The organism is Mesorhizobium sp. C395A (assembly GCF_030323205.1).
Taxonomy (GTDB): Bacteria; Pseudomonadota; Alphaproteobacteria; order Rhizobiales; family Rhizobiaceae; genus Mesorhizobium.
Genome location: NZ_CP100473.1, coordinates 2,597,610 through 2,610,729 on the forward strand (window position 1 = coordinate 2,597,610; position 13,120 = coordinate 2,610,729).

At 63.7% G+C, this 13,120-nt stretch carries 13 protein-coding genes; 7 read left to right on the forward strand and 6 right to left on the reverse strand.

The window, feature by feature from the left end; translation table 11 throughout:
- Positions 1-81 precede the first annotated feature (81 nt).
- Positions 82-1,557, forward strand: coding sequence for an esterase-like activity of phytase family protein (locus NLY37_RS12875; protein WP_023741684.1), 1,476 nt, complete (start codon positions 82-84; stop codon positions 1,555-1,557).
- A 78-nt stretch (positions 1,558-1,635) separates the two neighbouring features.
- Here the strand turns inward: NLY37_RS12875 and NLY37_RS12880 are convergent, their stop codons facing one another.
- Complete coding sequence (locus NLY37_RS12880; RefSeq protein ID WP_023668302.1) at positions 1,636-2,424, reverse strand: L,D-transpeptidase; 789 nt, start codon at positions 2,422-2,424, stop codon at positions 1,636-1,638.
- Between the two features lie 198 nt (positions 2,425-2,622).
- Here NLY37_RS12880 and NLY37_RS12885 point away from each other — a divergent pair, with 198 nt between their 5' ends.
- The gene (locus tag NLY37_RS12885; RefSeq protein WP_023741685.1) at positions 2,623-4,095 is read left to right on the forward strand and encodes an MATE family efflux transporter; all 1,473 of its coding nucleotides are present in this window, start codon (positions 2,623-2,625) and stop codon (positions 4,093-4,095) included.
- Between the two features lie 3 nt (positions 4,096-4,098).
- Here the strand turns inward: NLY37_RS12885 and NLY37_RS12890 are convergent, their stop codons facing one another.
- The gene (locus NLY37_RS12890) at positions 4,099-5,307 is read right to left on the reverse strand and encodes an MFS transporter (RefSeq protein WP_023690889.1); all 1,209 of its coding nucleotides are present in this window, start codon (positions 5,305-5,307) and stop codon (positions 4,099-4,101) included.
- 153 nt (positions 5,308-5,460) lie between these two features.
- Between NLY37_RS12890 and NLY37_RS12895 the strand changes: the two genes are divergently transcribed.
- On the forward strand, positions 5,461-6,036 hold the full coding sequence (locus NLY37_RS12895; protein WP_023682120.1) for a TMEM175 family protein: 576 nt from the start codon (positions 5,461-5,463) through the stop codon (positions 6,034-6,036).
- 12 nt (positions 6,037-6,048) lie between these two features.
- Here the strand turns inward: NLY37_RS12895 and NLY37_RS12900 are convergent, their stop codons facing one another.
- Positions 6,049-6,330: a hypothetical protein gene (locus NLY37_RS12900; protein WP_023668298.1), complete on the reverse strand. Its 282-nt coding sequence runs from the start codon at positions 6,328-6,330 to the stop codon at positions 6,049-6,051.
- Positions 6,331-6,461: 131 nt separating this feature from the next.
- On the opposite strand from NLY37_RS12900, the gene NLY37_RS12905 reads away from it, so the two are divergent.
- A complete protein-coding gene (locus NLY37_RS12905) occupies positions 6,462-7,328 on the forward strand; it encodes an SDR family NAD(P)-dependent oxidoreductase (RefSeq protein WP_023741686.1) in 867 nt (288 codons plus the stop codon).
- Between the two features lie 26 nt (positions 7,329-7,354).
- Here NLY37_RS12905 and NLY37_RS12910 read toward each other — a convergent pair whose 3' ends face one another.
- The 3 genes from NLY37_RS12910 to NLY37_RS12920 all read right to left on the reverse strand — a co-directional run bounded on the left by NLY37_RS12910 (position 7,355) and on the right by NLY37_RS12920 (position 9,432).
- Entirely contained in the window at positions 7,355-7,786 is a 432-nt protein-coding gene (locus tag NLY37_RS12910; RefSeq protein ID WP_031246127.1) for a low affinity iron permease family protein, read from the reverse strand.
- Positions 7,787-8,165: 379 nt separating this feature from the next.
- Positions 8,166-8,807, reverse strand: coding sequence for an LbetaH domain-containing protein (locus NLY37_RS12915; protein ID WP_023699599.1), 642 nt, complete (start codon positions 8,805-8,807; stop codon positions 8,166-8,168).
- A gap of 106 nt (positions 8,808-8,913) precedes the next feature.
- Complete coding sequence (locus NLY37_RS12920) at positions 8,914-9,432, reverse strand: CreA family protein (protein ID WP_023753104.1); 519 nt, start codon at positions 9,430-9,432, stop codon at positions 8,914-8,916.
- A 181-nt stretch (positions 9,433-9,613) separates the two neighbouring features.
- Here NLY37_RS12920 and NLY37_RS12925 point away from each other — a divergent pair, with 181 nt between their 5' ends.
- The 3 genes from NLY37_RS12925 to NLY37_RS12935 all read left to right on the forward strand — a co-directional run bounded on the left by NLY37_RS12925 (position 9,614) and on the right by NLY37_RS12935 (position 13,094).
- Positions 9,614-10,189 (forward strand): SCO family protein, encoded by a 576-nt coding sequence (locus NLY37_RS12925; protein WP_023741688.1) that lies wholly within the window; start codon positions 9,614-9,616, stop codon positions 10,187-10,189.
- 82 nt (positions 10,190-10,271) lie between these two features.
- Complete coding sequence (locus NLY37_RS12930) at positions 10,272-11,144, forward strand: 50S ribosomal protein L11 methyltransferase (protein ID WP_023741689.1); 873 nt, start codon at positions 10,272-10,274, stop codon at positions 11,142-11,144.
- A 105-nt stretch (positions 11,145-11,249) separates the two neighbouring features.
- Positions 11,250-13,094 (forward strand): aminopeptidase P family protein, encoded by a 1,845-nt coding sequence (locus NLY37_RS12935; RefSeq protein ID WP_023741690.1) that lies wholly within the window; start codon positions 11,250-11,252, stop codon positions 13,092-13,094.
- The last annotated feature ends 26 nt before the right edge of the window (positions 13,095-13,120 follow it).

Here is a 13,120-nt window from a genome sequence, read left to right on the forward strand (position 1 = left end):
CGCTTTGCGAGAGGGCGACATCGTCGATGCGATGCGGTGGCCCCTTTGCGCCGCTCAAGGCTTGTCACAAAGAGGATCTCCATGAAAATCTCGCACCGAACCGTGTCGCTCGGCGCCGCGCTGGCGCTGTTTACCGCCCTGACCCCTGCCCTTGCCGACAGCACAGCCACCGTTGGTGGCTTCGTCAACAAGGGCCTGGTCGGCGTCGGCCGCATCCCGGCCGATCAGAAGGACAAGTTCGGCGAGACCTTCGGCTCCGGCTCCGGCATGTCGATCGACGCCGCAAGCTGGACCCGTGGCGCGGACGGCTACAAGGGCTCGCTCTGGTTGCTGCCCGACCGCGGCTACAATGTCGTCGGCACCACCGACTACCGGCCGCGCCTCAACACTATTCGCATCGAGTTCACGCCGGCCGCACTAGGCGCCACGCCCACCTCCGGCCAGGAACAGACAGGCGTCAAGGCGACGCTTGCCGATTCCCTGCTCCTCACCGACGACAAGGGCGCTGACGCCACCGGCCTCGATCCGCTCAACGGCGTGCGCGCGGCCAATGGCGACCTGCCGATCCTGCCCGAGGCCAATGGCAAGCTGGCGCTCGACAATGAGGCGATCGCGCGGCTGCCCGACGGCACCATGTTCATCTCTGACGAATACGGCCCCAACATCTACCGCTTCTCGGCCGACGGCCATCTGTTGTCGGCAACGCAGCCGCCCGCCGCTTTGGTGCCGATGCGCAAGGGCGCGCCGAACTTCGCCTCCGACAATCCGGGCCCCGGTGCAGCCGAACCCGATCCGAAGGATCCCGAAACCGGCCGCCAGAACAATCAAGGCCTCGAAGGCATGGCGCTGACGCCGGACGGCAAGTCGCTGATCACTGTGCTGCAGTCGGCGCCCCGCCAGGATGGCGGCGATTCGCCCGCGACGCGCCAGAACACCCGCGCCCTGGTCTACGACGCCTCCGACCCGGCCCATCTCAAGCTGGTGCATGAATATGCCGTGCCGCTGCCGGTGTTCAAGGACGCCAAGGACAAGACCAAGGTCGCCGCGCAGAGCGAAATCGTGGCGCTGTCCGACAAGACCTTCCTGATGCTGGCGCGCGACAGCGGAAACGGCCAGGGGGTGAAGGGCGATACTTCGCTGCTGCGCCAGATTTTCGTCGTCGACGTCTCTGGCGCCACCGACATCGCCGGCGGCGCCTTCGATGCCGCCGACAAGCCGCTGGCGCCCAAGGGCGTGCTCGACCCCTCGGTGACCCCGGCCAAGCTGACGCCGTTCATTGACATCAACGACAACAAGGAACTCGGCCGTTTCGGCCTGCATGACGGCAAGCCGAACGACAAGAACAATCTCTCGGAGAAGTGGGAAGCAATGTCTGTGGTCAGCCTGCTCGATCCGGCGGTGCCCGACGACTATTTCCTGTTCGTCGGCAACGATAACGACTTTCTCACCCAAGACGGTTTTCAGGTCGGCGCGCCCTACAAGGCCGACGACGGCGCCGATGTCGACACCATGTTCCTGGTCTATCAGGTCACGCTTCCGGGCCTCGCCAACAAGTAGCCGTATACGGAAAGGCGGACGCGCCCGGCGCGTCCGCCTCTAACCGTTTGTCGGCGATCAGCGATGCCGTGAAGGCACCTATTTCAAGATCTCCGCATCCCTTGGCACGCCGGCATCGATCGGCTCGGCGGTCCGGCTCGACACAGCCATGATCTTGCCCGCGGCCGACAGGTTCGGGCGCACATAGACCTGGGCTACGCCGTTGACCCGGCTGTAGAGGTCGATGATGTCCTGGTTCATGAAGCGCACGCAGCCCGACGACGCGTTCTTGCCGATGGAATCCCATTCCGGCGTGCCGTGCAGCCGGTACATCGTGTCCTTGCCGTCGCGGAACAGATAGAGCGCCCGCGCGCCGAGCGGGCTCTGCGGTCCCGGCGGCATGCCGTCCTTATATTTCGCCAGTTCCGGCCGGCGCTGGATCATTTCGGGCGGCGGCGTCCACACCGGCCATTTCTTGCGCGCCTGGATCACGGCGCTGCCGGTCCAGCCAAACCCGGCCTTGCCGAGGCTGACGCCATAGCGCATTGCCTTGCCGCCGTCGCGCACCAGATAGAGAAAATGCTCGGATGTATCGACAACGATCGTGCCGGGTTTTTCGCCGGTCGGATCGTCCACGATCTGGCGCACGAACTTCGGATCGAGCTTGGCCACGGGGATTGCCGGCAATGAAAAGCCCTCATCGACGCGCGCCGAATACATGGTGGCGGCATCGCCCAGAGCCGGTTCAGGCGCCGGGGCGGGCGTTGGCGGCACCACGACATCGGTCGTGGTGCAGGCTGAAAGCGCCATGGAAGCGGCACCCAAAGCGGATATTCCAAGAAACGCGCGCCGGTTCAGGCGCTCGGAAAAAAGCGGATTGTCGGACATGATCCCCCCAGCCTATTCATCATATCCAACAGGATATGCGACCCCACGCGGCGACGACCCATATCCCATTCCGGATGTTTTGAGAACTGATTAGCGTGAAGCCGCCAGGTGGCATGTTCCAATGCCGCATCGACCTTGTCCGTCAAATCGGCGATCATTGCCGGGCGGACTTTGAGATGAACCTTCGCCGAACAGCCCATGGACGAAAAAATACCACCGCGCCGGCGCACCGGCGATCTCACCAGCGGCCCGATTCCGCGCACGCTGCTTTTGTTCGCTCTGCCGGTGCTCGGCTCCAACGTGCTGCAATCGCTCAACGGTTCGATCAACGCCGTCTGGGTCGGCCGCTTCCTCGGTGAATCGGCGCTGACGGCGACCTCAAACGCCAATCTGGTGCTGTTCCTGATTCTCGGCACCGTGTTCGGGATCGGCATGGCCGCGACCATCCTGGTGGCGCAATCGGTCGGCGCCCGCGACCTGCCCGAGGCGCGGCGCATCGTCGGCACCAGCGCCAGCTTCTTCTTCCTCGTCTCGGCTATCTTCGCCGTCTGCGGCTGGATCTGGGTCGACGCCATCCTCAACACACTGGGCACCCCGCCCGATGCGCTGCCGCTGGCGCGCTCCTATCTGCGTATCATCTTCGTCGCCGTGCCGATGATGAATCTTCTGTCCTTCGTGATGACGGTGCTGCGCGGTGCGGGTGATTCGCGCACGCCATTCTTCTTCATGGCGCTCGCCGTCGTGCTCGACATCATCCTCAATCCGCTGCTCATTCGCGGCATCGGCCCCTTCCCCGAGCTCGGCATCGCCGGCTCCGCCACCTCGACGCTGATCGGCCAGACAGTGAGCGTGATCGCCATCCTCGTCGTGCTTTATGCCAGAAAGCATCCGCTGCGGCTCGCCGGCGCCAACCTCGCTCTGCTGCGGCCGGATCCGGCGCTGCTCAGGATCGTCGTCTTCAAGGGCGTGCCGATGGGCCTGCAGATGATCGTCATTTCGGCGGCGGCGCTGACCGTCATGGGCATCGTCAACGCCTACGGCTCGCAGGTCGCCGCCGCCTACGGCATCGCGGCGCAGCTGTGGACCTATATCCAGATGCCTGCGCTGGCGATCGGCGCCGCAGTCTCGTCGATGGCGGCCCAGAATGTCGGCGCAGGGCGGTGGGACCGCATCGGTCGCATCGCGGCCTCCGGCGTCGGCTTCAACCTGGTGCTCACCGGCGCCCTGGTGGCGCTGCTGTTCTTCTTCGACAGGCCGGTGCTCGGCCTGTTCCTTAGCGGCGACAGCACCGCAATCGACATTGCAGCCCACATCAACAAGGTGGCGTCCTGGTCGTTCATCCTGTTCGGCGTCACCATCGTGCTGTTCGCCACCGTGCGCGCCACCGGTGCCGTGATGCCGCCGCTGATCATTCTGGTGATTTCCGTGCTGGTCGTGCGTACCGGCTTTGCCTACTTCTTCAGGAGCTACATCGGCGAGGAAGCGCTGTGGTGGAGTTTTCCGGCGGGATCGATCACCTCGCTGGTGCTGGCCGCCGCCTATTATCGCTTCGGCCGCTGGCGCACCATGCACATGATCGAGGACCGGCCGGCCGCCGGCGAGCCGCCCGACACCGGCCTCGGCATCCCGCGCGGACGGGCAAACATGGCGCCCGAGACGCCAAACGGGTGAGGCTCAGCGCGCGTATTTGACGCCGAACCCCAGCGCTACGACAGAGAACAGCGTGATCATGCCGGCGAAGGCCAGGCTTGCCGTCGTCGGAGTGGCCCAACTCGACAGCAGCCCAATGCCGATCACCGGCAGCGCATTGCCGCAGAAGCAGCAGATGAAGAACGCCGACACCAATTCGGCGCGACGCTCGGCAGGTGCGATCTGGTTCACCACCTGCAGGCCGCCGCGATAGCCGAGCGCCGCCGCCACGCCGCACACAGCGGTGGCGGCAACCATCAGGGACATCGACGCGAAAAACTGAGCAGCAACCATCAGCCCTACGGCCGGGATCATCAGCGCCAGCGCGGCCAGCATGCCGGCGCGGCTGGACAGTCGGGTCGTGGCCAGAATGGTCGCGGCCGCAACGATCGACAGTTCAAAGAACAGCGCGCCGGCCTCGGCATGGTTGGCCACATGCAGTTGCTGCGCCAGGATGCTCGGCGCCAGGGCTGCATAGAAGCCGACCAGCGCCATGGCGCCGAAACCGGTGACCGCCGGCGCCACGAAGGCAGCGCGGATATCGCTCGGCACCGATAGCCGTGGCCGCAACGAAACGTCGGTCAGCCTGCCCGGCCGGGACACGGTTTCGCGGGTACGCCAGATCAGCAGCGTCACCACCACCAGCAAGGCAAGATAGACCGCAAACGTTAGTCTCAACGGCCAGGGCGCATATTCGGCGAGCAGGCCCGATGCCAGCGCGCCGAGGCCAAGGCCAACGAAGTTGGTGCTGGTGGCGATGATTGCCGCGCGCGATTTGTCCTTACCTTCGATCAATTCGGCAAGCCAGGCCGTGCCGGTTCCAGCGCCGACGCCGATGCCAAGGCCGCTCAATATGCGGGCGACATCGAGCCATGCGACATTCTCGGCCAGCAGGAACACCACCGCGCTGACCACCGCTATGGCCATCGACGCCAGCGCCGCAGGACGGCGGCCAATGCCGTCGGACAAGCGCCCGAACATCAGCAATGCGCCGAGATTGCCGACGACATAGACGGCGTAGACCAGCGTCAGCGTGATCTGCGAGAAACCGAAGGCCTGCTTGTAGATGACGTAAAGCGGCGTCAGCACCGTGCTGCCGGCGAACAGCGCGGCGATCATGGCGGCAACCGCGGCCATCGCGGGCCGGCCATCGAGTCCGTTGTCGCGCGTCGTGGTCTCGGCATAGCTGGTCATGGCAACCTCCGGCCAATCGCCCAACGCCCAATTGCGCCCCAACGTCCATGTAAGGATGGCCGTTCCACGCGCCGAACTTCATCCTGACAACCTTGTCAGGATGGTCTTGCCCGAAGTCCTCGCTTAACGTCTTTCCATCGAGAGGGAGAAACCATGGGAAAAGGTAGAGTCGAGGCATTCACCGATGGGGTGGTCGCCATCATCATCACCATCATGGTGCTGGAGCTGAAAGTGCCGCATGGCGAGGATTTTTCAGCGCTTCTGCCGCTGTGGCCGATCTTTTTCAGCTATGTCTTGTCGTTCATCAATGTCGGCATCTACTGGAACAATCTGCACAACATGTTCCACACCGTCCAAAGGGTCGACGGCCGCGTGCTGTGGGCCAACCTCAACCTTCTGTTCTGGTTGTCGCTGATGCCGGCAACGACGGCCTTCATGGGCGAGAACCATTTCGCGCCGGTCCCCGTCGCCGTCTATGGCATCGACCTGGTGCTGTGCGCGGTCGCCTACACCTTTCTCGCCACCAAGCTGCACCATTTGCACGGCAACGACACCGCCTTCGCCAAGGCGCTGGGCAATGACCGCAAGGGCAAGATCTCGGTGGCCCTCTACGCCGCCGCCGTCCCGCTTGCCTTCGTCAACCAATGGATCGGCGTTGCGATCTTCGTGCTGGTGGCCGCGGTCTGGTTCGTGCCGGACACGCGTTTTTCGCGGGTGCTGGAAAAGTAGCGTAGGAGGCCTCTACTTGCGCATCGCCTTCAGCTTTTCGGCAACCGACGCGGCTAGGTCGGCATAGCGCTCCTCCAGCCGCTCGGCCGCCTTGATGATCGAAAAATCATGGCCGAATTTTTCCAGCGCCATGCGCAATTTCTCGACGAACTCGGCCTGTTTTTCGAGTGCCGAAAACAAGGTCTTCACCTGCGCTTCGCTTATGTCCGGATTGGCAAGCATCTGTGGCACCTCGCGGCCCATCTGGTCGCCGGTGGCGGTCTGCTCCTTCAGGATCGCAACCCAGTCGGTCAATCGGCAGTCTCCTGTTCAGCCGCAGCATGCACAGCCGCCGTTGATGCGGTCAACCCGAACACGCGGGACGGCCTTGCACGATGCGCGTCCCGCGCTAAGTTCGGCGCCACCCGAACCCTAGGAAAAGATCATTGAACTCCGACGCAGAAATCCAATCCGCTTTGCCCGCCCTCAGCCGAGGCAACGTCGCCGTCATCACCGGGGGCGCCAGCGGCATCGGGCTTGCCGCCGCCAAAAGGCTGGCGGCTATGGGCATGAGACTGGTGCTGGCCGACATTGGCGGCGCGCGCCTCGATGCGGCCCGCCAGGCAGTCGCCGCGATCACCGGCGAGAATGCCGTGCTTGCCGTCGCCACAGACGTCTCGAAGGCCGACGAACTCGGCCGGCTGGCAGAAAAGACGCATGCCGCTTTCGGCGCCGTATCGCTGCTCATGAACAATGCCGGCGTCGGCAACAATCCGGGAAAACCGTGGGAGAACGGCGACGCCTGGAAGCGGCTGATCGACATCAATTTCTGGGGCGTCGTACATGGCGTCGAGGCCTTTGCGCCGGCCATGCTGGCCTCCGGAGAGCCGGGCCTGATCATCAACACCGGCTCCAAGCAAGGCATCACCACGCCACCCGGCAATCTCGCCTACAACGTCTCCAAATCGGCATTGAAGACGTTCACCGAAGGCCTGGCGCACGCATTGCGCAACGAGCCGGGCGCGAAGGTCGCGGCGCATCTTCTCATTCCCGGCTTCACCTTCACTGGCCTCACCGAAGGAGCAGTCGAAAAACCGGCTGGCGCCTGGACCGGCGAGCAGGTGGTCGACTTCATGCTGGCTTCGCTGGCGCGCGGGGACTTCTACATCCTGTGCCCCGACAATGAGGTGATGCGGCCAACCGATGAAAAGCGCATGGCCTGGGCGATCGGCGACATCATCGAGAACCGGCCTGCTCTCTCGCGCTGGCACCCCGACCATAAGGACGCTTTCGCGGCCTTTATGGGAAACTGATCGTCGAACTCAGCCAAAGCCGAGACTCAGGCGGGCGCGCGTTTTTTCGCGGTGCGCTTTTGCGCGACGGCCTTCTTGCCCGCCAGTTCGGCGAGCTCGTGGTCATGGCGTTTTGCCGCCTGCTCGCATTTGTCTCTGATCTCCTCGACCTCGGATTCGGTCAGGTGCTCGATGCCGATGAAATGATTGTGGCCCTCGCTGACGCGGATCAGTTCGTCGAGCTTGGCCTGAACCGCGGCGCCGTCGCGGTTCTGGGTGTTCTGAATCAGGAACACCATCAAAAAGGTGATGATCGTCGTTCCCGTGTTGATGACGAGCTGCCACGTATCGGAGAAGCCGAAGAATGGCCCGCTTACCGCCCAGACGATAACGATGGCGCAACAGGCGATGAAAGTCGGCGGCAGGCCCGCCAAGTGCGAAACGGTGTTGGCGATTCTGGTAAACAGCTTTTCGATCATTCACATCCTCGACGGCTCAAGCGCGATAAACTGACCGAGGCCCATTCATCGCTCCAACAATAAACAACCGGCAGCCGCTTCCGGTTCCCAGTCGCAAATGGCATCGCTGATGCAATTGTATGCACGCCAAAGGCGCAGCGCCGTGAAAAGCCGCCTTATCGGTTTGTTGCCAAAGTCGCCATGCAGGCCAAAACCTGTTCGTTCCGCTTCACGGCGGATTTGTCTCCAAGCCCCTTCCGCTGCGCCACCCCCGCATGGCGGAAGGGGTTCGTTGCGTTGCCGCAGACCGGCGGAACTCTTCCCGACACGTGCCGTTCAGAATTTTGGCGCCAGGATTTCGGCCAGCCAGTCGATGAAACCGCGCACGCGCGGCGAGCTCTCAGGAATGCTCTTGCTCCCAGCGATCGAGGAAATCCTCAATCGGCAAAGCCTGCATGTCGGGAACCGCTTTGGCGAGTTTCTCCGGCGGCCAGTCCCACCAGGCGAGGCTTTCGATCCGCGCCGCGATCTCGGAGGGAAAGCGCATGCGCAACGGCTTCGCCGGTACGCCGGCGACGATTGTGTAGGCCGGCACATCCCGCGTTACCACCGAATTGGCGCCGATGATGGCGCCATTGCCGATGCTGATCTCGGGCATGATGACGGCGCCATGGCCGATCCAGACATCGTTGCCGATGCCGACCGCCTTGGCCTGCCGCCGCGCGCGGAACGCCGCGTCGACGCCCAGCCAGCGGAAATACTCGTTCGGCCGGTAGCTGAGCTTGTGCTGCGTGATCCGCTCGATCGGATGCTCCAACGCGTTGATGCGGCTGTTGGCGGCGATCGAGCAGAATTTTCCGATCGTCGTGTAGATCGCCTCGGCGTGGCGCTCGAAATAGGAGAAATCACCGACATTGACCTCGCGCAGCACCACCCGTTCGCCGATCGAGGCATAGCGGCCAAGCTTGCACGCTTTCAGCTCCGCGGTCGGATGAATGCGCGGCTCGGGATCTTTCAGGACGAGGTTTTCGGTACGGTCCATGCGGCGGATTTACCCCCGCTCAATTGCGGAAGCAATTGTCGCGTCGCGATTGGTCCCGCAAACGGGCCAATCGTCCGTCAGAGCAATTGCGCTGACACAGGATCCGCTATTTCGGCTTGCCGCCGGTCCACACCACGTTCTGGCCGAACAGCGGCACGGTCGTCACCGACATTTTCGCCGAGCCGTCCTGCACCTGGCGCGAATGCGAGAGATAGATCAGCGTCTCGTTCTTCTTGTCGTAGATGCGGTTCACCACCTGCTTCTTCCAGATCAGGCTGATGCCTTGCTTGAACACCTCTTCGCCGCCTTCGCTCATGTCGATGTCGCCGATGGTGATCGGCCCGGTCTGGCGGCAGGAGATCGAGGAATCAGACGGATCCTCGAACCAGTTGCCCTTGTGCAGCCGGTCGATGACGCTGCGGTCGAAATAGGAGACATGGCAGGTCACGCCGTCGATCTTGGGATCCTTGATCGCCTCGACGATGATGTCGTTGCCGACCCAATCGACGCCGACCTTGCCGACCTCCTCTGCCGCGGCGGCACCGGCGCCAAGGGCAATGCATGCGGCCAGCGCGCCGCCGATCAGTTTCTGCCCAATCCGTCTCTGCCCGGTCCGTCTTTGCAAGGGAGCCTCCTCAGGTTCAGTTTGCCGGTCTCAGGTGGGATAAGGGCCAGCTGTTTGCAAGGTAGCGTCCAGCCCGGTTGCGGCAACGCGGCATCTTTGCCTTGCTCCCTGCGACCGGCTAAGACTGCTCGCCAACAGGAGCGCCGATCCGGCGCTCGATTTCTGCGACGGACACTTCCTGATGATGCGTTCAATTCTGCTCGGCATTCTGGTTCTGATGGCGGCGGGCATCGGCTGGCTCACCTTTGACTTCTATCGCGGCCATTATGGTGGCGAGCCGTATGGTGCGCCATTCACGCTGGTCGACCAGAAAGGCGCGCCAATCACCGAAGCCGCCTTCAGGGGAAAACCCAGCATCGTCTTCTTCGGCTTCACCCATTGCCCGGAAGTCTGCCCGACCACTTTGTTCGAAATGGCCGGCTGGCTGAAGACGCTGGGCGACGACGGCAAGAACCTCAACGCCTACTTCGTTACCGTCGATCCAGAGCGCGACACGCCGCCGGTGATGAACACTTACGTCAGCAATTTCTCCGACCGCATCGTCGGCATATCGGGCGATCCCGACAAGGTGCACGCCATGGCGAAGTCCTTCAACATCTACTGGAAGAAGGTCGACACCGGCGACGGCGATTACACGATGGACCACACCGCCTCCGCGCTGCTGCTCAACGCCAAGGGCGAGTTTTCGGGCACCATAGCCTATGGCGAAAGCGCCGATACCGCGATCGCCAAGCTGAAGCGGCTGGCGGCAGGCTAGGCATGATCCCGAAACGTGGATTCCGGTTTTCTCGGACAGAAAAGTGTTGTCCAGAGATCATGCTCAAACAAGAGACCAGCTGATGGGTCAGACCAGGCTCCACTTCATCGCTGGGAAGATCGAGGCCGACCGCATCTTTGCCGCGCTCGAACCGGCTTTCGAGGATGAAGGCCTGCCGATCGCCGTGCTCGAAGTCGATGAAGACCGCGACATCTACGAGGTTTCGCTCTACACCGACGGCAATGTCGACGCGGTTGAGGCGCGGCTAAGGGACAGCCTTGCCGGACTGTCCCTGTCGAAGCCGATCGAGCGCGAGGTTCTGCCCGACATCGACTGGGTGGCGCGCTCGCTGGAGGGACTGAAACCGGTGCGCGCCGGACGTTTCTTCGTCCATGGCGCGCATGACCGCCGGAAGCGCCACAGCGGCGAACTCGCCATCGAGATCGAGGCCGGCCTTGCCTTCGGCACCGGCCATCACGGCACCACTGCCGGCTGCCTCGAAATGCTGGAACGGGTCGTGCGCCGCGAACGTCCCAGGAATGCCCTCGACCTCGGCACCGGCAGCGCGGTGCTCGCGATTGCGGTCGCCAAGCTGGCGCATATTCCGGTGCTGGCGACCGACATCGATCCGATCGCCGTCAGGGTCGCCGCCGCCAACGCCCGCCTCAACCACGTCAAGGCGTTGGTCGAAACGGTGACGGCGCCCGGCTTTCACCACCCGATCTTCGGCAAGTGCGCGCCTTTCGACCTCATCGTCGCCAACATATTGGCGCGGCCGCTGATGCGGCTGGCGCCTGAGATGGCCAGGCACATCAGCCTCGGCGGCTCGATCGTGCTGTCCGGCATCCTCGAGCGCCAGTGCAATGCGGTGATCTCGGCCTATGTCGGCCAGAATTTCCGCCATGTCAGGACCTTGCATCGCGAAGGCTGGGTAACGATCCACCTGAAGCACTGAGACGCAACGCGCTTTGGACCAATCCGAGCCTGTTGCGCTTGGCGAAAATCGATTCCGGTTTTCCGGGTCATGCGCTACGGTCGCGCCCGATACAGGAGGCATACCATGTTCCAGACCTTCGATTCCGCAGGCGACCCGAGCGTCGGCAAGCCGCGCGTGACGTTGCTGCGGCGATGGCTGGCGGATAATGGCCTCGACGGTTTCCTGGTGCCGCGCGCCGACGAGCACCAGGGCGAGTATGTCGCCGATCGCTCGGCGCGGCTGAAATGGTTGACCGGCTTCAGCGGCTCGGCCGGCGTAGCACTTGTGCAGCGTGACCGCGCCTTCATGTTCGTCGATGGCCGCTATACCTTGCAAGTGCGCCACGAAGTCGATCTCGACATTTTTGCAAACGAGAGCCTGGTCGACAACCCGCCGGCCTCCTGGATCAAGGACAATCTCGGCAAGGGCGCCAGGCTTGGCTTCGACCCCTGGCTGCACACGATCGCTGAGGTCAAGGCGCTGAAAACCTCGGCCGAGCAATCCGGCGCGACGCTGGTGCCGCTCGACAGGAACCCGATCGACATCATCTGGAAGGATCAGCCGGCGCCGCCCGTGGCGCCAGTCGAAATCCACCCGATCGGCTTTGCCGGGGAACTCGCCAAGGACAAGCTGGCGCGGCTGGCGGCGGTAATCGGCAAGGAGGGCGCGTCACACGCCGTGCTCACCGACCCCTCCTCGATCGCCTGGGCCTTCAACATCCGTGGCGGCGACGTGCCGCACACGCCGCTGGCGCTCGGCTTTGCGATCCTTGCAGCAGATGGCAAGCACCAGCTGTTCATGGACCAGCGCAAGTTTTCGCGCACGGTTGCCGCCTATCTCACCCAACTCGCCGATCTGTACGAGCCCGGCGAATTCGAGGCGGCGGTCGCAGCCCTTGCCAAGGGCGGCGCCAAGATCGCGCTCGATCCGGTACTGGCGGCGGAAAAGCTGAGAATGCTGGTCGAGGACAATGGCGGCACATTTGTTTCAGCAGCCGATCCCGCCCGCATTCCGCGCGCCACCAAGAACCAGGCGGAAATCGCCGGCAGCCGCGCCGCGCACCGCCGAGACGGGGCGGCGGTGGCGAAACTGCTGTGCTGGCTGGAACGGCAGAAGCCGGGCACGCTCGACGAAATAACCGTTGTCACCAAGCTGGAGGAGGAGCGCCGGCAGACCGGCGAGGAAACGCAGATGCCGCTGCGCGACGTCTCCTTCGACACCATTTCCGGCAGCGGCCCGAACGGCGCCATCATGCACTACCGCGTGTCGCGCGCCACCAACCGCGAGCTGGCAAAGGGCGAGCTGTTCCTGCTCGATTCCGGCGCCCAGTATCAGGACGGCACCACCGATATCACCCGCACGGTGCCGATCGGCCAGCCGACCGAGGAGATGCGCGAGCGCTTTACGCTGGTGCTGAAGGGCATGATCGGCATTTCCACGCTGCGCTTTCCCGCCGGCACGCGCGGCTCGGAAATCGACGCAGTGGCGCGCATGGCGCTGTGGAAGCATGGCTGCGACTTTGCCCACGGCACCGGCCACGGCGTCGGCTCGTATCTGGCCGTGCATGAAGGGCCGCAGCGCATCGCCCGCACCGGCACCGAAAAGCTGCTGGCCGGCATGATGCTGTCCAACGAGCCCGGCTATTACAAGGAAGGCTCCTACGGCATCCGCATCGAGAACCTGATCCTGGTGACACCGGCTGAACAGGTGGAGGGCGGCGACATCGCCATGCACGGTTTCGAGACGCTGACGCTGGCGCCGATCGATATCAGGCTGATCCGCACCGACCTGTTGACGCGCGAGGAGTTGCACTGGCTGGATACTTACCATGCCTGGGTGCTGGCCGAGATCGGCCCGATGCTCGACGGCGAGACGCTGGCTTGGCTGGAGAAAGCGACAGCGCCGCTGCCGCACGACGCCAAGATCTGAAATGAGCTTCTTTCTCCCCGTCACTA

Excerpts from the sequence above, each read along its gene's own strand:
- NLY37_RS12890 (WP_023690889.1), bottom strand. The coding sequence starts at position 5,307 with ATGACCAGCTATGCCGAGACCACGACGCGCGACAACGGACTCGATGGC.
- NLY37_RS12915 (WP_023699599.1), bottom strand. The coding sequence starts at position 8,807 with ATGGACCGTACCGAAAACCTCGTCCTGAAAGATCCCGAGCCGCGCATT.
- NLY37_RS12910 (WP_031246127.1), bottom strand. The coding sequence starts at position 7,786 with ATGATCGAAAAGCTGTTTACCAGAATCGCCAACACCGTTTCGCACTTG.
- NLY37_RS12880 (WP_023668302.1), bottom strand. The coding sequence starts at position 2,424 with ATGTCCGACAATCCGCTTTTTTCCGAGCGCCTGAACCGGCGCGCGTTT.
- NLY37_RS12930 (WP_023741689.1), top strand. The coding sequence starts at position 10,272 with ATGGGTCAGACCAGGCTCCACTTCATCGCTGGGAAGATCGAGGCCGAC.
- NLY37_RS12875 (WP_023741684.1), top strand. The coding sequence starts at position 82 with ATGAAAATCTCGCACCGAACCGTGTCGCTCGGCGCCGCGCTGGCGCTG.
- NLY37_RS12935 (WP_023741690.1), top strand. The coding sequence starts at position 11,250 with ATGTTCCAGACCTTCGATTCCGCAGGCGACCCGAGCGTCGGCAAGCCG.
- NLY37_RS12925 (WP_023741688.1), top strand. The coding sequence starts at position 9,614 with ATGATGCGTTCAATTCTGCTCGGCATTCTGGTTCTGATGGCGGCGGGC.
- NLY37_RS12885 (WP_023741685.1), top strand. The coding sequence starts at position 2,623 with ATGGACGAAAAAATACCACCGCGCCGGCGCACCGGCGATCTCACCAGC.
- NLY37_RS12895 (WP_023682120.1), top strand. The coding sequence starts at position 5,461 with ATGGGAAAAGGTAGAGTCGAGGCATTCACCGATGGGGTGGTCGCCATC.